Annotated in this window: 17 protein-coding genes and 1 tRNA gene; 8 read left to right on the top strand and 10 right to left on the bottom strand. The window is 66.4% G+C overall.

Going from position 1 to position 18,185, the window contains the following annotated elements; all coding sequences use genetic code 11:
* Positions 1–146: 146 nt before the first annotated feature.
* Positions 147–223 (top strand) — tRNA-Pro (locus ACZK4S_RS08675).
* A gap of 190 nt (positions 224–413) precedes the next feature.
* Here the strand turns inward: ACZK4S_RS08675 and ACZK4S_RS08670 are convergent.
* Positions 414–821 carry an HNH endonuclease gene (locus ACZK4S_RS08670; RefSeq protein WP_463643992.1) on the bottom strand — a complete coding sequence of 136 codons (408 nt, stop codon included), beginning with the start codon at positions 819–821 and terminating at the stop codon, positions 414–416.
* Positions 822–968: 147 nt separating this feature from the next.
* Here ACZK4S_RS08670 and ACZK4S_RS08665 point away from each other — a divergent pair, with 147 nt between their 5' ends.
* Positions 969–1,352: a nuclear transport factor 2 family protein gene (locus tag ACZK4S_RS08665; protein ID WP_463643991.1), complete on the top strand. Its 384-nt coding sequence runs from the start codon at positions 969–971 to the stop codon at positions 1,350–1,352.
* A 30-nt stretch (positions 1,353–1,382) separates the two neighbouring features.
* Here ACZK4S_RS08665 and ACZK4S_RS08660 read toward each other — a convergent pair whose 3' ends face one another.
* Positions 1,383–2,696, bottom strand: coding sequence for an APC family permease (locus ACZK4S_RS08660; RefSeq protein ID WP_463643990.1), 1,314 nt, complete (start codon positions 2,694–2,696; stop codon positions 1,383–1,385).
* A gap of 140 nt (positions 2,697–2,836) precedes the next feature.
* Between ACZK4S_RS08660 and ACZK4S_RS08655 the strand changes: the two genes are divergently transcribed.
* Positions 2,837–3,637: a hypothetical protein gene (locus ACZK4S_RS08655; protein ID WP_463643989.1), complete on the top strand. Its 801-nt coding sequence runs from the start codon at positions 2,837–2,839 to the stop codon at positions 3,635–3,637.
* 73 nt (positions 3,638–3,710) lie between these two features.
* On the opposite strand, the gene ACZK4S_RS08650 is transcribed toward ACZK4S_RS08655, so the two are convergent.
* From ACZK4S_RS08650 to ACZK4S_RS08640, 3 genes are all read right to left on the bottom strand, one after another.
* Positions 3,711–4,115: a four-helix bundle copper-binding protein gene (locus tag ACZK4S_RS08650; RefSeq protein ID WP_463643988.1), complete on the bottom strand. Its 405-nt coding sequence runs from the start codon at positions 4,113–4,115 to the stop codon at positions 3,711–3,713.
* 110 nt (positions 4,116–4,225) lie between these two features.
* Entirely contained in the window at positions 4,226–4,843 is a 618-nt protein-coding gene (locus tag ACZK4S_RS08645; protein ID WP_463643987.1) for a hypothetical protein, read from the bottom strand.
* A 229-nt stretch (positions 4,844–5,072) separates the two neighbouring features.
* The gene (locus tag ACZK4S_RS08640) at positions 5,073–5,573 is read right to left on the bottom strand and encodes a YciE/YciF ferroxidase family protein (RefSeq protein ID WP_076059502.1); all 501 of its coding nucleotides are present in this window, start codon (positions 5,571–5,573) and stop codon (positions 5,073–5,075) included.
* A gap of 423 nt (positions 5,574–5,996) precedes the next feature.
* On the opposite strand from ACZK4S_RS08640, the gene ACZK4S_RS08635 reads away from it, so the two are divergent.
* Positions 5,997–6,563: an HNH endonuclease gene (locus tag ACZK4S_RS08635; protein WP_076058886.1), complete on the top strand. Its 567-nt coding sequence runs from the start codon at positions 5,997–5,999 to the stop codon at positions 6,561–6,563.
* Here ACZK4S_RS08635 and ACZK4S_RS08630 read toward each other — a convergent pair.
* The gene (locus ACZK4S_RS08630) at positions 6,557–7,063 is read right to left on the bottom strand and encodes an O-acetyl-ADP-ribose deacetylase (RefSeq protein ID WP_076059500.1); all 507 of its coding nucleotides are present in this window, start codon (positions 7,061–7,063) and stop codon (positions 6,557–6,559) included. The genes ACZK4S_RS08635 and ACZK4S_RS08630 overlap by 7 nt on opposite strands.
* Positions 7,064–7,127: 64 nt before the next feature.
* Between ACZK4S_RS08630 and ACZK4S_RS08625 the strand changes: the two genes are divergently transcribed.
* The gene (locus ACZK4S_RS08625; RefSeq protein WP_076058884.1) at positions 7,128–7,832 is read left to right on the top strand and encodes an alpha/beta fold hydrolase; all 705 of its coding nucleotides are present in this window, start codon (positions 7,128–7,130) and stop codon (positions 7,830–7,832) included.
* Positions 7,833–7,906: 74 nt separating this feature from the next.
* Here the strand turns inward: ACZK4S_RS08625 and ACZK4S_RS08620 are convergent, their stop codons facing one another.
* Together ACZK4S_RS08620 and ACZK4S_RS08615 are read right to left on the bottom strand one after the other, a co-directional pair.
* Positions 7,907–11,482 (bottom strand): family 20 glycosylhydrolase, encoded by a 3,576-nt coding sequence (locus ACZK4S_RS08620; protein WP_463643986.1) that lies wholly within the window; start codon positions 11,480–11,482, stop codon positions 7,907–7,909.
* A gap of 190 nt (positions 11,483–11,672) precedes the next feature.
* Positions 11,673–13,673 (bottom strand): putative Ig domain-containing protein, encoded by a 2,001-nt coding sequence (locus tag ACZK4S_RS08615; RefSeq protein WP_463643985.1) that lies wholly within the window; start codon positions 13,671–13,673, stop codon positions 11,673–11,675.
* 261 nt (positions 13,674–13,934) lie between these two features.
* Between ACZK4S_RS08615 and ACZK4S_RS08610 the strand changes: the two genes are divergently transcribed.
* Positions 13,935–15,215 carry an O-acetylhomoserine aminocarboxypropyltransferase/cysteine synthase family protein gene (locus ACZK4S_RS08610; RefSeq protein ID WP_463643984.1) on the top strand — a complete coding sequence of 427 codons (1,281 nt, stop codon included), beginning with the start codon at positions 13,935–13,937 and terminating at the stop codon, positions 15,213–15,215.
* Here ACZK4S_RS08610 and ACZK4S_RS08605 read toward each other — a convergent pair.
* A complete protein-coding gene (locus ACZK4S_RS08605) occupies positions 15,212–15,406 on the bottom strand; it encodes a hypothetical protein (RefSeq protein WP_182764652.1) in 195 nt (64 codons plus the stop codon). The genes ACZK4S_RS08610 and ACZK4S_RS08605 overlap by 4 nt on opposite strands.
* A gap of 127 nt (positions 15,407–15,533) precedes the next feature.
* Here ACZK4S_RS08605 and metX point away from each other — a divergent pair, with 127 nt between their 5' ends.
* Together metX and metW are read left to right on the top strand one after the other, a co-directional pair.
* Positions 15,534–16,664 (top strand): homoserine O-acetyltransferase MetX, encoded by a 1,131-nt coding sequence (metX, locus tag ACZK4S_RS08600; protein WP_463643983.1) that lies wholly within the window; start codon positions 15,534–15,536, stop codon positions 16,662–16,664.
* Entirely contained in the window at positions 16,661–17,266 is a 606-nt protein-coding gene (gene metW, locus ACZK4S_RS08595; RefSeq protein ID WP_076058869.1) for a methionine biosynthesis protein MetW, read from the top strand. The genes metX and metW overlap by 4 nt, the downstream gene beginning before the upstream one ends.
* Here metW and ACZK4S_RS08590 read toward each other — a convergent pair.
* Positions 17,263–18,162 (bottom strand): 5'-3' exonuclease, encoded by a 900-nt coding sequence (locus tag ACZK4S_RS08590; RefSeq protein ID WP_463643982.1) that lies wholly within the window; start codon positions 18,160–18,162, stop codon positions 17,263–17,265. The genes metW and ACZK4S_RS08590 overlap by 4 nt on opposite strands.
* Between the last annotated feature and the right edge of the window lie 23 nt (positions 18,163–18,185).

The following is an 18,185-nucleotide window of genomic DNA, read 5'->3' as shown; positions in this document are numbered from 1 at the left end:
AGGAATGCTCACGATTCTATACCCCGCCCCGTATGTCGCGCCGGGGAATTGGTCAACCAGTCGGCGCATTTCCGGTACGGGTCGGCCTCGATGTGCGCACCGCGGCGAGAGGCGCTAAGCTATCCGAGTTGCCTCACGGCAGCGGGCGGGCTGTAGCGCAGCTTGGTAGCGCACTTGACTGGGGGTCAAGGGGTCGCAGGTTCAAATCCTGTCAGCCCGACCAGCAAAGGGCCTTGTCAGACCGGAAATCCGGTGGACAAGGCCCTTTTACGTGCCTGTTGCTCACAGGGCCAAGCACGCCGGGCGTGTGAAGAGGACAGGCGCGATCGGCCACCGTTGGACCTGAGCCCGCCAAGGTGCGCCCACCCCGGTAAGGCCCCGCCCGCGGTGTGGTCAGAGCCCGTGCGAAAGTACTACTCCGGCATTTCTGAAGGCGGCGGTACGGGCGTGGGTTCGGCAAGGAGCGCGACGCGGATCGTTGCGAGCCGGAGCAGGAATGTGCGCTCGTCGTACTTCTTCCGCCTGAGCCAACTCGTCACTTCACTGTTGTGTTTGCTCGCGTTGCAGGATCCGCACGCCGGGACCACGTTGTCGAGCGTATAGCGGCCGCCGCGTGAGATCGGGTGGATGCAGTCTCGCTGCAGCGGCACTCCGTGCTTCCCGCAATAGGCACAGCCTCCCCAGGCGTCGACGAGATCGGCCCACTGGGCGGGAGTGAGGTCGTTGTCGACGCGGTCGAACCTGCGCTGTCGTCTCTTCGCATAGCGTGCTCGGTTGGCCGCCGACCGTCGTGCGGCTGAGAGCTTGTGGCGTGCGGGCACCGTCCAACGGTACTGCGACCACATGATTCGCGTCGGATTGCCCCGCGCGATCCGCGGATCACGCGGTGTGGCGCAATGGCTGGTAGCGGCGGACCCTTGAAGAAACAGATCGCGACTCAGGCGATCACATGGAAGTAGGGAGGCGCCGTGTCCCACGAGTCACAGGTGGCGGCGTTGCATGAGGTTCTCGACGCGTTCAACAGGCACGATCTCGACGCCATCATGGGCCACTTCGCAGAGGACTGCGTCTTCGAGTCGCCCCGTGGAGAGGATCCCTGGGGGAGTCGGTTCGTCGGACGCGACGAGGTCCGGCGCGGCCTCGCAGCGCGCTTCGAAGGCATTCCTGATGTGCGGTACACCGGCGGCAGCCATTTCGTCGCCGGCCATCGGGGCGCCTCCGAATGGACGATCACGAGCACAACCGTGTCGGGTGAGCGCATCGAGGTGCGGGGTTGTGACCTCTGGACGTTCGACGACGAGGGGCTCATCGTCCGTAAGGACAGCTTCTGGAAGTTGCGGCAGCACGCTTAGCTGCCGTGCGGAGCCACGCGTGAGTGGCTGTCAGGCCTCGGCACGAGCGGTCGCACGCACGTTCCTCCGCGCGAAGAGGGCCAGCAGCCCACCGAGGGCGAGCATGGGGAGGCCGAACAACCATGTCTCTCCCTCCACCTGTGTGGCGAGCATGACGCAACTGGCTATGCCCAGGACTGGCAGCACGCGCGGCACGCGGTAGTGCTTGTGCGCCACCGCGTCCTTGCGCAGCACCAGGACCGCCGCGTTGACGGCTGTGAACACCACCAGCAACAACAACACCAGCGTCGAGGCCAGCACCTCGATGGAACCGAGCAGCGCCAACACCACCGACAATCCTGTGGTGACGACGATGGCGAGCCACGGCGTCTTCCGGCCGGGAAGCACCTTCGACAGGAACGACGGCAACAACCTGTCGCGGCTCATGCCGTAGGCCAACCGCGAACTCATGATGCCGGTCAGCAACGCGCCGTTCGCGACGGCGACCAGAGCGATCACCGAGAACAGCACCGGCGGAACCCCGCCCGCAGCGCGCACCACCTCAAGCAGAGGGCCGGTCGACGCGGCGAGCTCGTCGGTGGGCACGATCGCACTGGCAGCGATGCCGACGCCCACGTACACGAGGCCCGCCACCAGCAACGCCCCGAACAGTGCCCGCGGGTAGGAGCGCGCGGGATCCTTGGTCTCTTCGGCGACGTTGACGGACGTCTCGAAACCCACGTACGAGTAGTACGCCAGCACCGTTCCTGCGAGAACAGCAGCGAGCGGGCCGTTCTCGGCGGTGCCGAGCTGAGTGAGTCTCGACGGGTCCGCATCACCGCGGGCGATGACCATGAATCCCAGGACAACCACCAGCACCAGGCCGCCCACCTCGATGATGGTGGCGAGGATATTCGCGAACAGGGACTCCTTGATGCCGAACGCGTTCAGGGCGGCGAGCAGCCCAAGGAACACGATGACGGTCACGGGCACCGGCAGCGTCAGGAACTCGCCGAGATAGTCGCCGGCGAAGCCCAGCGCCAGTGCACCGACCGAGACGATCCCCGCCGCGAGCATGCAGTAGCCGATGAGGAAGCCCGCGAACGGGCCGAAAGCCCGGTTCGTGTAGTGGGAAGATCCGCCCGCCCGAGGGTACTTGGTGGCCAGCTCGGCGTAGGATCCGGCGGTCAGCAACGCCATGACCAGCGCAACCAGGAGCGGCACCCAGACCGCCCCGCCGGAAGCGGCCGCGATGACGCCGACGAGAACGTAGACCCCTGCTCCGAGGACGTCCCCGAGGATGAACGCGAACAGTGCGGGGGTGGTGACGGAGCGGTTGAGCGCCGTGTGCGTGACGTTCGACATCCCCTGAGGCTAGCCACGGAGGGGGCCAACGGCGACCGCGTCGATGCCGAGTTGGCACCTGCCGCCCCTTGCTTCGGAGGCTCACCCGAGTTCTAGAATGTGGAGTGAAGGGCAATGACGCCCTCATATGGGAGTCCACCATGGAAAGACCCAGACCGTCGTCCGCGACAGCGGAACCTACGCTTGAAAAAGCCCTCCTGACAGGGGCAATTGAGAAGCCGACCCCACCCTCCGGGACAGCCAGCGTCGACCTGTCCTGGCGCCCCCTGTACAGCATCGGCGGTTACGCGGCACTGCTGTTCGTGGTGTTGGTGCTGGTCCCCATCGTCCTCGTCTTCGTGGCGCCCTTGCCGCCCAGCCAGGGGCGGCCTCTTCTGGAGTACATCGCCGAGCACAAGGCCGTCTATCTGGTCGAGCTGGTGTCTTTCGTCGGCTTGGCGGTGCCTGCGCTCCTGGTGTTCGCCGCATTGGGCGTCGCGCTGTCCACCGTCAACAAGACCCTGTCTCTGATCGGCGGCCTCCTCGGGATCGTGTCGGAGACCATCGCCTTGGCCTTGGGCAGCAGCCCGCAGTCCCTGCATGGGGGCATGGTCGTGCTGAGCGACGCCTACGCCGGCGCGGATCAAGGCGAGCGGGCCGCGCTGGTGGCGGCGGCAGAGGCGTTGATCGCCGCGACGAACGCCGTGTCCTGGGCGGGCATCCTGACCGCCGGCGCGATCCTGGTGTTGTCCGTCGTGGTGTGGCAGGGGCAGTGGGGCCGGGCCTTGTCCGTCGTCGGCATGGCAGCCGGGGCGATAGGTGTCCTCAGCGAGGCCCTGCGCCCCATGATCGGCTCCGCCTACCTCGTCTACGGCCTCCTGTTGCCGATCTGGTTCGCCTGGGTGGGCGTGAAGCTCTTCCGGGTCGCCCGCCGCAGCGGCAACCCGTCGACGTCGGGATGAGGGCGCCAGAGCCAGAGCGCACGCACGCCCTCGAACAGCAGACGCTGTCCGGGGGGGGCGTGGCAGAGAGGGATCAGAGGGTGGCGAGGAGGTCCGCGCAGGCCTGTTCGCAGCGACGGCACGACTCCGCGCAGACGCGGCAGTGCTCGTGCATCGAGGCGTGCTTCTCGCACTCGTCAGCGCAGGCCCGGCAGACCGCTTCACAGGCGTCGAGCAGGGCTCGGATCACCTCGGTGTTGCGGGCCGTCTGGCGGGACAGGACCGCCGCTGTCGTCGCGCAGATGTCGGCACAGTCCAGGTTCGTCCGGATGCACTGCCTGAGTTCGGCCACCATGTCCTCGGCCAGGCAGGCGTCAGCGCAGGCCGCGCACGTCTGACTGCACTCAAGACAGGCCCGGATGCACTCAACCAACTTCTCCCCGTCGACGCTCGCGAGTTCCTGGGGGTAGGTGTCGAGCATGGCTTCGATGGTCAACATGTCGTCCTCCTTCCGGCGCGCGCCGGGAGTCACCGGCTGTGGACGCGCCGAGTTGCTCTGGCCTCCACGCTAACAGCGCAGATCGGTCAGGGCAGGCGATCCGCCGTGACCTAGCGGCCGGAGGCGTACTCGAACTCGACCTCCAACGACGGGTCGATGGCCGTGATGATCCCCTCGTAGAAAGCCTCGGCCTGGTCCCTGAGGAGGTCCTCGTTGGCGTCGATGTACTGGCTCTGCGCCTCGTCGTTGAGGATCTGGTTCGTCATCTCCACCGCGTCAATCTCCGGGGTGACCCAGCTCAGCACACCGTTATTCTCGGTCACCAGCTTGAAGTTCGCATCGTTGTGACCGATGAAGATGAACTCCGGAATGGAGACGGTGAAACTGTCCTCGCTGGTCTTCTCGATCCGGACGTCGCCGCCGTCGATACCGAGTTTGGCGTTGAAGTTGTACTGCAGGAACAGCGCCCGCTCACTGCCGGGTACATCGATCCCGAAGATGGTCCGACGCTCGTTCTTCTCAGCGATGCCCTGGATACCCAGGCTCAGGAGTGACACCTGTTCCTCCCGGGAGATGGCGTTGATGACCTGGCTGCTGAGGACTTCAGATCGGGTGTCCAGCGCCGATTGCGTGTAGCTGTTCCACACCTGGACTCCGACAAAGGCGACCGCGACCCCCAGCGCGATCCAGACGGTGACCTTGACGCCCTCGCGTAGCCGATCCTTCATCCGACAACCCCTATACCGCTCGTCCACTCGGAGGCGCCGCACTGCGATCCGGTTTGTCGAACGCTAGCAGTTGCCCAACCCCTGCGTGCGTTCGGGCCTGGTGGCGATGAGCATGGTCGCGGCACTCACCCTGGCCGCCACTGCCCGCCCTGCTCATCGTTTCGGGCATGCGCAACGGCCATGGGGCGCCCGTCTCGCGGGTGCCCCATGGCCGATGACCAGAGGTGGATCAGCTCTTCCCGCTCTTAGCGCGGGCGTTGGCCTCGCCCTCGGCCAACTTGGTGAGGAGCTCGTCGGTGCGCGACTCCTCGTCGAGCGACTCGCTGAGGAGCGACGCGCCGTCGTTCAGCCCGAGCATCGAGGCCCAGCGACGGAGGGTGCCGTATCGGGCGATCTCATAGTGCTCGACGGCCTGGGCCGACGAGATGAGGCCAGCATCGAGGGCCGGGCTCTCCTTGAAATCCTCCATGATTCCGTCGCCCTCGGCGATGAGACCGTCAATCGCCTCGCAGCGCTTGGACGTGGGCTGCCGGTCGATCATCTTGAAAACCTTTTCCAGCCGGGCGATCTGCTGCTCGGTCTCCTTCTGGTGGGTCAGGAAGGCCTCGGTCAACTTGTCCGAAACGGCGCTGTCGGCCAGCTTCGGCAGCGTCTTGGCGATGTGGCGCTCGGCGTAGTACATGTCGCGGAGCGTGTCGAAGAACAGGTTGTCCAGGGTCTTGTCGGCCATGATGGTCACCTTTCACTCAGGGGGATTTCTCCTTCCAACCGACGCTAATCGCTGCTCGGCGGAAGCACCTCACCCCGACGGACCAGAACCGAGCGGCGTCGGACATCTCCTTCGAGGGTGACGATCAGGTGAATTTGTGGCTACGGGTGCATGATTCCTGCGCCGAAGACGACCGGGAATGGGGTAGAGGCTGTTATTTTTATGCTGCACACTCACAGGAGAGGTCGCCCCGAATGATCCACACCGTGCACGCCCGTCACCGGCGCCACAGCGCGCACCCGGGGATAGCGGCCGGCCGAGAGGCGATACGACCGTGAGCGATGTGCGAGGCGTGCGCGCCGTGCATCCGAGGCCCCGAGGGATTCCTGTCCCTGGGGCCTCTTTTCATTCCACCTGCAACCCACATGAAAGGAACCGTGTCGCATGGGACTTCGTCTGAGGCATCAGCCGCACCGCTACATCGCCGCCTGCCAGCTCGATGAACACTTCCGCACGGCCTTCGTCGTGGGGCTCGACTACGACGTCAAGGGGGAGGTGGAATGGACCTCGGCCGTGATCGGCATCCTGGAGGGCACCTACTCTCCCTTCAAGGTGCATCCCACCAAACGCGTCCGTTCCGCAGGCGGGACCGTCGACATGTCCTGGCCCATCATCGTGCGGCTCAATTACTGGATCGACATTCCGTGGCGCAAGAGGCCTGAACTGCACCAGCGCGCCACCCGGCTGGAGATCCTGCGCCGCGACGGGTGGACGTGTGCATACTGCGGCGGGCATGCGCTCACCGTCGATCACGTGCACCCTGCGTCCCGCGGCGGCGGATGGACGTGGGGCAACCTGGTGGCGGCGTGCTCGCTCTGCAACGGTCGGAAGGGCAACCGGACTCCGGACGAGGCGCAGATGAAGCTGCTGTGGGACCCGAGTTCCTCCACCCTGGAGTACTCAGGCGTCCAGGCCGAGGTCTGGCGGATCCTCGAGTCCGAGAGCTACTGAGCCTCCGCGACTGCCCGCTCGAGCTGCGCGAAGGTGGCCTCGTCGAAGGCCACCAACCGAACCTCTCCGACGGCGGTGTCAGCCCCGTTGACGGACTCGACGGCGGCCGCGATCGCATCATCCTTGGGCCAGCCGTAGATGCCCGCGCTGATCAACGGAAAGGCGACACTCCGGGCTCCCAGTTCCTCGGCCACCTCCAGCGAGCGCTGATAACAGGAGACCAACAACCCCCGGTCGCGCTCGCCCGCGGCGTAGTTGGGACCGACGGTGTGGATCACCCAGCGGGCCGGCATGTCGCCAGCGGTGGTCCAGCCGGCGTCGCCCGTGGCCAGGCCGTGCGGAAACCGTGTGATGCATTCCTCGAGGACCGCCGGGCCGCCCGCGCGGTGAATCGCACCGTCGACCCCGCCACCGCCCCGCATGCGGTTGTTGGCGGCGTTGACCACCGCGTCGACGTCCTGTTGCGTGATATCTCCCCGGATGACCTTCACCTTGACCATGTCGACCATGGTGCCAGCACCTTAGGCTGGAGCTAGCAGGTCACCGAACCCGATGGAGCTCCCCATGGACATCATTCTCATTCCCGGACTCTGGCTGGACGGCTCCTCGTGGGAGCGCGTCACCCCCGCCCTGCTGAAGGCCGGTCACCGCGTGAGCACCATCACACCGCCAGGCCACGATGGTGCGGACCCCCGCCACGTCACCTACGCCGACCTCGTCGCGGCCATCGTCACGGAGATCGACAGCGCCAGCGGTCCCGCCATGCTCGTCGGTCACTCAGCCGCGTGCGCCGCCGCCTGGGCCGCAGCTGATCGCCGGCCTGGCCGCACGGCCAGGGTGCTGTTGCTGGGAGGTTTCCCCATCCCGGACGGCATGATGCTGTTGGACGGCTTCGAGACCAACGACGACGGCGTCCTGCCCTTCCCCGGCTGGCAACCATTCGACGGCCCGGACATCGCCGACCTCAGCGAGGGGGACCGGGCCTGGCTCGAGGGCCACATGTCTCCAGCCCCTGCCGATTACGCCCTCGGCACGCAGTCGCTGGGCAACCCGAAGCGCTACGACGTGCCCGTCGTCATGGTGTGCCCGGAGTTCTCGGAGGCCGATGTGCGCGACTGGATTTCGCAGGGCTTCGCGCCCGTGTCGGAGCTGCCCAAGGTTCGGCACCTTTCGTACGTGGAGTTGGAATCCGGCCACTGGCCGCAGGCCAGCCGCCCCGATGACCTGGCGCGCGTTCTTCTGGCGGAGGCCGACCCCACCCACAGCTGAGGGGAGTGGACGGCATGAGGAGGCCCCCGGCCGAGGAAACGACCGGGGGCCCAACTCTCGGGAGAGACTGGCCGTTACAGCTGCGCGGGCGAACCGAACATCACGATGTTGTTGAACACCCAGTCATTGCTCTGCGAGAAGGCGTAGCCGCCCGACTGCTTCGCAGTTGCGGCGTACACCGTCGTCATCGTGTAGGAACGGCACGCGCCCCGACCGGTGGCGGCCGTGTCGCACTCGGTCTTCCACTGACGCCCACCAGAGGTGAACACGCCAGCAGTGGTCGAGCTCGGATCACCCAGGGGGTTGCCCTTCCACGACTCACGGGTCATGTACGGCAGGTAGGTCAGGTTGTTGAACGCCCAACCCGACTCCCGCACGAACTGGCCGTTTTCCATCTTCACCACTGTCGCCCAGATCTCCGTGCGGCAACGCTCCGTCTGTGAGTACGGCTCACACGACGTGTTCCACTGACGACCGTTGAACGTATGTGCGCCCGGCAGCGTGTACGGGGCCGTGCGGATGAACTTGCCGCCGGGCGGCGTTGCCGTCCGTGTCGGCCGAGGGGAGGGCCGGGTCGGTGTCGGTGACGGCGACGGCGACGCGGAGGGTGTCGGTGACGGCGAAGGAGACGCCTTCGGGGTGACCGTGAGCGTCAGCTCCACCGTGGTGCTCAGACCCTGAGCGTCAGTCACGGTGACCTGGACGGGATACGCACCTGCGGCGGTGGTCGTCGTACCCGAAATGAGGCCGTCGCCATCGATCTGGAGCCCGGTCGGCAGCCCGGTGGCGGCGAAGGTGACCGGAGAGGCGTCCGCGACCCTGACCGCCAGCGACAGGGGCTTGCCGCTCTCCACGGTGGCGGAGTCCACCATGACGACCGGCGCGTTGGTGTCCGCGCCTGCGACATCGACCGAGAATTCACCCAGCGTCGTCCAAGGATGGGCCGGGTTCTGCGCCGACTTCGACACCAGCAGGAGGTACTGGGCCCGAACCATTTCGGTGAAGGGGATCCACTGCGGCGACTGGCCGGCGGGCAGCTCACCCTCCGCAACCTTCGTCCAACCTGCGGGCACCGCGCCGGGAGTGCCAGTGGTCGTGGTGGCGACGGCGCGGTCGTTGGTGGCGTAGATCTCGAATCCCTTGATCTGGCCGTTGACCGCCCCGGATGAGACGCCCTGGCGGGGGGTGAGCGTCACCGCACAGATGTCTGCTGCGTTCGCCATGCCGACGACCAGCTGATGCGGATGGGCGGGTTCGACGCCGTTCCACTGCGTGTGCCAGAACGTGTTGCCGTTGCCGTCGATGACATTGACAGCAGGCGCTCGCTCAGAAGAGTCATTCTGCTCACTCGAGACCCGCACCACCTCGCTGGGCGACGTGACGTTGGCCGTGCACGAGAAGTTGAGCGGCACGCTGGTGGTGCGTTGCCGCTCCTCACCGCTGCTGTCGGTCCACGAGGTCACGAACTCCAACACCTCGGCGCCGGAGGGGCCGGCGTTCGGGGTGATGCGGAAGGTCAGGTCACGCTCGCCCTGAGCGGCGAGGTCGCCCACCTGAGCCTCCTCGATGTCGACCAGCCAGCCCTCAGGCACGACGGGGGTGACAACGACGTTGCCGACCGCTGCGGCCTCAAGGTTGCGGATCGTGACGGGCACGCGTGCGGTGACACCTGCGAGCACTCGGCCGAGCGACCCAGCCGTGGTGGCGACGCCGTCGCCAACCAGGGCGAAGACGGTGGCCTCGCTGTGGTTGGGATCCTGCTGCGCGACCTCGGCGCCGTCCACCACGAGCGGCATGTTGGAAATCGCGTTGGCGATCGTGAAACCACCGTCGACCTGGCGGATCCACCACTTCTGCAGGTTGCCCGCTTCACGTGGCGTCGAGGTACAGGTGGTCAGGGTGGGCACTTGCCCGAAGGTGTTAGGAGCCTTCAGGTTGAGCGAGTCGCCCTCGGCCATCGCGAGGCATTGATCACCCTGGGCGATCTTGTAGTAGCCGTCCGCGGTGGAGGTGAAGTTCCACGTCGAGGACGCGTCGGTCATGGTCACGGCGGAACCAGCTGTCAGGGACGCGGCGCCGACACGAACCGCGTAGTCCCCGGGGATCAGGGGTGCGTAGTCGACGGACAGGGTGTTGGGGCCGTCGCCCAGCTCCTGTCCGAGCTGCTTGAACGCCGCGTAGGTGGCGGCCGGCCGATCGGTGCTCCACGTGGCCTGAGCGAGGTAACGCAGGGTCTCGTGGATTTGGGCGAAGAGGGCGTTTTCGGTGGTGCCGGGACCGTTGTCCGGCCACAGCACCATCTTGCCGCCCAGAATCTTGCCCGTGGTCGCTGAGTCGTCGATGGCGCGACCGTTGTAGATATGGGGGGTCCAACTCTGGTTCCAGCGCGCCTCGGCGGAGCCCCATGCGCCGTTGCGGGTGAAGTAGAGGCTGCTGTCGGTATTGACGATGTCGTTTCCGTCGCTCAGCGTCTTTTCCATGGTGCGTCCGTAGGAGTACCAGTATTCAACCATGACGTCCTTGTCGAGGGTGACGAGGTTGTCCTGGGCGGGGATGCCGTCGTTCCAGATGCGCAGGTTCGCGCCCTCAGCCTTGACGTGTGCGTTGATCTGGTTGATGAACCAGACGACGAGGTCGCTTTCCGTCGCAGTGGGACCGAACTTCTCCCGGGCAGCCGCGATGATCTGCGGATAGTTCTGGAACGAGCCGGAGCCGAGGAGGTACTCGTCAGCGCCCATGTGATACCAGTCCAGACCGAACTTCTCGATGTACTCGGAGGCGAGGTTCTTGACCACGTCGAGGGCTTCGGGCTTCGAGATGTCGAGCTGCGTCGGCTGACGCACGCCGCTGGCGTTGACGAGCTGGAGGTGGGGGAGGTTCTGCAGCCACGGGCCCATGTGTCCTGGGGAGTTGACCTCGGGGACCAGCTCTACGTGGTGCTGCGCAGCGAACTCGGCCAAGTGGGCCGCCTGCTCGTTGGTGTAGTACGACCAGAAGGTGGCCTCGGGGTAGGCCTCGGACTCAACCTTGAGCTCGATCCACAGTTCGTTCATCTTGTAGTAGGCCATCTCCTTGATGACCTGCTCGAACTTCTCCATGGAGATGTTGACGATGCATGCGCAGATGCCGACCGAGCGGATGGGGTAGGCCGGGATGTCCACGCTGCTTCCGGCCGGAATGGCCGACGTGGTGCCGGCCAGCACGGCCCATTGGACGGCCGTCTGCCCGCCGTAGAACAGACCGGCCTCGGTGGCGGCGGTGATGGCGATGCTTTCGCCCACCTCGATCCGGTAACCTTCATCGCCGAGATCGGTCTGCGAGGCATCCAGGGTCAGTGCGACGTCGCCGGTGCCGGCACTGCCGGTCGTCGTGACCACGTCAGTGTCGAGTGCTGTGCTCAGGTCTACGGCGATCTTGGCGGCCTCAGCCTCAGCGCCGGCGCCAGCCACGACCGTGGTGTCGGATGCGAACTGGAACGAGCCGGTGCCCGGCGTCCAGTCCGAAAGTCCCGGGATGGAAGCCGGGGACCCGTTCGGGGCGGCCTGGACGGGGTCTGCAGCGGCGGCTGGTGGAGCCACCGCGGTGACCGCCATGCCCGCGATGAGCGCGGTGGCGGCCAGAACCCCGAGGAACGGTCTGCGTTTCGTCATTGAACGACATCCTCTTTCGTCGACGCGAACCGGTTGATAAACCGGTTTTGTTCCCCCATCGTCACGGCACCGGCCGTTCATCTGCAAGCAGCCGGCCCAATTTCACCGGATATGACAAGAGTGAGTGCTCATTTCGCGACGAGCCCCCGGAGGACAAGTCCTCCGGGGGCTCCGACACCTCATCGCAGGGTTACCTCCAACTGGGGGCTCCGAACATCACGATGTTGTTGAACACCCACTCGTTCGACTGGCTGAAGGCGTAGCCGCCCGAAGCCTTAGGCGTCGCCGCGTACACCGTCGTCCACGTGTAGGAGCGGCACGCGCCCCTGCCCGTCGCGGCGGTGTCACACTCGGTGCGCCACTGACGCCCACCGGAGGTGAACACACCGTTCGTGGTCGAGCCGAGATCACCCAAGGGGTTGCCCTTCCACGCCTGACGGGTCATGTACGGCAGGTAGGTGAGGTTGTTGAAGGCCCAACCCGACTCGCGGACGAACTGCCCGTCCTCCATCTTGACCACGGTGGCCCAGATCTCGGTGCGGCACCGCTCCGTCTGCGAATACGGCTCGCAGGTGGTCGTCCAGTTGCGGCCGTTGAGCAGGTGCTTGCCCTCAAGGGTGTACGGCGCCGTGCGGACGAACTTCGCCGGCTGGGTCGGGGTGGGGCTCGGGGTGGGAGCGGCCTTCTTCGCCACCGTGACCTTGAAGGACACCGTGGCCTCATTCTCCTGGGCATCCCGGACGGTGACGGTCACGTTGAACACCCCGTCGACGGTGGGCGTGCCGGAGATCACCCCGGTGGCCGCATTGATCCGCACACCAGGGGGAAGCCCCGCGGCGGAGTACGTCAGCGGCAGTGAGTCGTCGGTGGCCTTCACCGCGATGGAGAGTGCGGTGCCCACCCTGCCGGAGGTCGCCGCGACGGCCTGGATGGCGGGTGCCGTCGTGTCCACGACAGTGACGGCCGTCGACGCCGAGTTGGCACCGTCTGAGGCGGTGAGCGTCACCGCTCCCAGCGGCAGGTCCTCAGGCAGCACCATGCTGGTGAAGAAGAGGCCGCTCAGATCAACCATGCCGAACGCGACGGGTTCGCCGCCCAGCGTGACGGTGACCGATGCCTCTGCCTCGAAGCCACCGCCACTCACATTCACGGACGTTCCGGCCGAGGCCGCCGCCGGAGCGACGACGACGCGCGGCGTGGGCGCGACGTCTGGCAGTTCTGGCGACGACCCGGTGAGTGCGCCGATGACTTCCAACTCCGCTGCGTGCGCCCAGGGTTGCCCGCCGGGGTAGTCCTCGGCGCCGTTGGCGTTGTCGGGGACGGCACTGAGCGACACGAGCTTGAGATAGCGTGTCGTGACGGGTTCGTCGAACGTGACCGTCTTCGGCGCGGTGTCTGCGCTCGAGAAGGAATCGGCCTTGATGAGCGAGTAAGTCGCATCCTCCGGCTGGGCGAATGAGTAGCCCTGGAGTTCGGCTACGGTGCGCTCGCCGAAGGTGCCGGCTCCGGCATGGAGCTCGAAGTCAACGATCTGCCCGTTGCAGGCGGTCGCATTGTTCGGGTATTCGCAGGTCGAGTAGCCGCGCGGTACATAGACGAAGGAGTGGACGGTCTGGACCGATCCCAGGTCAAGCACGATGAAGTGGGGGTGGGGAGTGTCATCCGGTTGCCATTGGGTGTGCCAGAAGGTGCTGACATCGCCGTCGATCGCCGCAGTCACCAGGCCATTGCCGGGGATGGTTCCGCCTTCGGCGGGTTCAGCGGAGTCCCAGGCCACCACCCCCGCTATGTCGAGCGGTGCGAGCGCAGGAGCCAACGGGATGTATGTCGCCATCGCTGCGTAGTCGCCGGAGGCCGCGTAGAGGCCAACCGTGACAGTGGCACCCTCTCCGCTGATGGGCGCGCGCAGGGTGACCGACTTGCTGGTCTCTCCCGGAGCGACCAACTGTCGGCTGGGGGAGACCTGCCAACCGGTGCTCACGTCCACCGTCAGGACGGCAAGGGAAGACAGTGCGTCGACGGAAAAGGTCATGGTCGCGTCCTCGCCGCCGACCAGCGTCTCCGGGGCGCTCGTCAACTCGAGGGACAGGGGCGGATCCTCAGCGGCCGCCTGAGGGGCCACGCCCGCAGCCAGGCCCAACGTCAGGGCGACGGCGGCGAGGATCCCGAGGAATGGTCTGTGTTTCGTCATTGAAACATCCTTCGCATCGGAGAGAACCGACCGGTGTTCACCGGATGGCGCCATCGTCTCTCTCCTGGCCCCGGGACACGCCATTTTCGCAAAACAAGGTCCGATCCTGGGTGAGATCCGCTTCACCACGCGGGCCGGAGGCGGAGGAGCGATCCACTCCGGGAGACCGGCCGCTGTCCGCTGACCGCGAACTGGGATGCCTTCGCCGCCGGAGGAGAGGGCAGTAAGTTCACGCTCACACCCTCGACTGAAGGAACACCCATGAGCTACCGCCCGGAAACCTTGGCCGTTCATGCCGGCCAGGAAACCCCTGATCCCACCACCAACTCCCGCGCCGTCCCGATCTACCAGACCACCAGCTTCGTCTTCGACGACGCCGAGCATGCCGCAGACCTGTTCGCGCTGCGGAAGCCGGGCAACATCTACTCGCGGCTGATGAATCCCACCAGCGACGTGCTCGAGCAACGCCTCACGGCCCTCGAGGGTGGCGTCGGGTCACTGGTCACGGCGTCCGGTGCCTCGGCAGTGACGTACGCGGTGCTCAACCTGACCTACTCGGGCGACAACATCGTCGCCCTCTCCACGCTCTACGGCGGCACCTTCGCCCTCTTCGCGCACACGCTGGCCCAGTTCGGCATCGAGGCGCGCTTCGTGGACCCGGGCAAGCCGGAAGAGCTGGCTCAGCACGTCGACGAGAAGACCAAGCTGGTCTTCGGCGAAACCGTGGGCAACCCCGCCCTCAACGTCATCGACCTCGACGCCTGGTCGGCCGCCGCCCACGAGCTGGGCCTGCCGTTCATCGTCGACAACACCGTCCCGACGCCGCACCTGACCCGCGTGTTCGACCACGGCGTCGACGTGGCCGTGCACTCCCTCACCAAGTACCTCGGAGGCCACGGCACCTCGCTGGGCGGGGTCCTCATCGACTCCGGGAACTTCGACTGGAACGCGCACGCGGAGCGTTTTCCGGGGCTCACCGGCCCGGACGCCGCCTACCACGGGGTGGTCTGGACGGAGGCCGTGGGCAACCTCGCCTACATCATCAGGGCGCGCACCGTCCTCATGCGCAACACCGGCGCCACCATCTCGCCGTTCAACTCGTTCCTCGTCCTGCAGGGCGTAGAGACGCTCCACCTGCGGATGGAACGCCACAGCGAGAACGCCCTCAAGGTGGCGCGCTTCCTGGAGGACCACCCCAAGGTGGATTGGGTGAACTACCCGGGTCTGGAGTCGAGCCCCACCCACGAGGTCGCGCTGCGCATCCTCAAGGGCGGTTTCGGCGGCCTGGTCTCCTTCGGCATCTCCGGCGGGCGGGCGGCAGGGCAGCAGTTCGTCGAATCACTTGAGTTGTTCAGTCACCTGGCCAACATCGGCGACGCCAAGTCGCTCGTGATCCACAACGCCTCCACCACCCATTCGCAGTTGAGCGACGAGGAACTGGCCGCGGCGGGCGTGCCAGCTGAGATGGTGCGACTCTCGGTGGGGATCGAGCACATCGACGACATCATCGCCGACCTCACGCAGGCGCTGGACCAGATCTAAACGCCTTCGTTGCCCACCTGTTCGCGCGGTGCGTTTTCCTGGTGGACACGCGTCTCCTCGACGCTGTCCTCCGGGATCGCACCGTCGGCGGAATGGGCGTGTTCCTCGTCCATCTCCTCGACCTCGTCGGCCTGGGGGTCGACCAGGGGCACGGACTCCGAAGCGGGGTCAGGGCGGCGATCTTCAGACATCGGTCCTCCTCAACTGGGTGGTCTTCGTCAGGCTAGCGGCTCCCCGTGTCGCCGGGAAGGGTCGGCGCCCACCAGGCACAGTGACCACACCTCGCAGTGGGTCGCCGGTTCCTGTAAGAATGGGCCGGTGACTTCCCCTGGCAGCGTCGGACTGGTCGAGACCCACTCGGCCCGCCTCTTCGACGACGGCTTCGCCACCCGCAGCGGCACCACGTTGCCCTTCGTGGATGTCGCCTACGAGACCTACGGCAGGCTGAATGCCCAGCGCAGCAACGCCATCTACATCTGCCACGCGTTGACGGGCGATGCCCATGCCGCTGGCTTCCACGAGGGCGACAGCAGGCCGGGCTGGTGGGACAACCTCATCGGCCCGGGCAGGGCGATCGACACGGACCAGTGGTTCGTGGTGTGTTCCAACATGCTGGGCGGCTGCCAGGGCACCACCGGTCCCGCGTCGATCAACCCGGCCACCGGCGAACCGTACGGGCTGGACTTCCCGCTGCTCGACATGGGTGACTTCGTGGAGGTGCACCGGGGGCTCGCCCGCCATCTGGGCATCGCGAAGTTCGCGGCCGTCGTCGGCGGCTCCCTCGGCGGCATGCAGGTGTTGCAGTGGGCCCTCGACCACCCGGAGGACCTCTCACGGGCCATGATCTTCGCCGCATCCTCGCGGCTCACCGCGCAGAACATCGCCTTCTCCGCAGTGGGACGGCAGGCGATCATGCGAGATCCGCACTTCCACGACGGCGCGTTCCTCTCGCGGGGCAGCGCGCCGGACCTCGGCCTGTCCGTGGCGCGCATGTTGGCACACATCACCTACCTCTCGGAGGAGGCGTTCCAGGAGAAGTTCGGGCGCAACGCCCAACGCGGTGAGCTGTCGCCGAACTTCGGCATCGACTTCGCCGTGGAGAGCTACCTGGAGTACCAGGGCGAGCGGTTCCTCAGCCGCTTCGATGCGCTGAGCTACCTGTATCTCACGCGGGTGATGGACTACTTCGACGCCTTCGCGGATCCTTCGGCCCTCGACCGGCTGGTTGCGGATCCGGTGAAGTTCCTGTTGATCAGCTTCACCAGCGACTGGCGGTTCTCGACCGCCCACACCCGTCGCATCGTGAGGCATCTCGAGGGCGCGCGGATCCCCACCTCGTTCCGGGAGATCGAATCCACCTGGGGCCACGACTCGTTCCTGCTCGAACTGCCCGACTACCACGCGACGGTGCGGGCGTTCCTGGACAGGGCAGCAGAGGAGACCTCGTGACCTCCAGCCTCTTCAGGCCTGACCTGGCCATCATCACGTCCCTGATCCCGGAGGGGAGCCGGGTGTTGGACCTCGGCTGCGGCAACGGCGATCTGCTGGCCATGCTGCACGCCAAGGGTTGCACCGGTACCGGCGTCGATGTCGCCCCGGACCGGGTGCTCAACTGCCTGCGCCGCGGCGTCGACGTGATCGAACTGGACCTGGACACCCAGTTGGGGGAGTTCGCCTCAGACTCCTACGACTTCGTGGTGCTGTCGCGCACCCTCCAGACGGTGCACAGGCCCCGCGCCGTCCTCACCGAGATGGGCCGCATCGCGCTGCATTCGATCGTCACCATGCCGAACTTCGCGCATTGGCGCAACCGGCTCCGGCTCATGCGGGGCCGGATGCCGATGTCGAAGGACCTGCCCTTCAAGTGGTACGACACGCCCAACGTGCACCACACGTCGCTGACGGATCTCGAACCGCTCTTCAGCAAGCTGGGCATGGTCATCGACCGTCGGATCCCGCTCGACGCCGAGGGCCACCCCCACAAGCTGGGGAACCTGGCGGCGAACTGGGCGGCCAGTTCTTCGCTCTACCTGTTGCACGCCCGCCGTTAGCCCTGGGGCGACAACACCTTCACCAAACGCTCCATCGAGCCACCGAGAGCCAGTTCCTCGCTCAGCTCAGCTGCCCGCTCGGCGTTGAGGGCACCTCTCTGGAGAGCCGGCAGCTCGAGGGTGTCGACGCAGGTGACCACCTCACGGGCCTTCACCAGGTACTCGACGTCGGCCAGGAGCTTGGACCGCATGGACGGCGACATCCCCGACCCCGGCTCGACGGCTGCTTCCACCATGGCCTCCAGGCTGGGATAGGCGTTGACCAGGGAGGCCGCGCTCTTGTCGCCGATGCCTTTGACCCCGGGAAGGCCGTCGGAGGGATCGCCGCGCAACACCGCAAAGTCGACATAACGGTCCGCGGAGAGCCCATACTTCTGGGCGAGCACCTCCGGTGTCACCAGTTCGTGCTTGGCCACGCCGCGTGCCACGTAGACGACGGAGGTCTGCGGGTCGACGAGCTGAAACAGGTCGCGGTCGCCGGTGACCACCAGCGTGGTGCCCTGGTGCCGGCGGGCGAGCGTGGCCAGCACGTCGTCGGCCTCGTGGTCCTCCGCGCCGATGATGGGGATGCCGGTGGCCTCGAGGGCCGCTCGGATCAGGGGCACCTGGATGGTCAGGTCGTCGTCGATCTGTTCGATCTCCGCGCCCGCCACCTCGACGACGCGGTGGGCCTTGTACGAGGGGATGAGCTCCACCCGCCAGTCGGGCCGCCAGCTGATGTCCCAGGCGCAGGCGATCTCGTCGGGGGAGTACTGCTGCATCAGGCGGGAGATGAAGTCGAGCGTGCCCCGTACGGCATTGACGGGGCGCCCGTCCGGCGCGCGAAAGGTGGCCGGGACGCCGAAGAACGCCCGGAAGTACAGATATGAAGTGTCGAAGATCATCAGGGTGCTCACCCGGCCATGGTGGCACACCGGGG

The organism is Tessaracoccus zhenghani (assembly GCF_055326325.1).
This window is presented reverse-complemented; position numbering and strand designations above follow the sequence as displayed.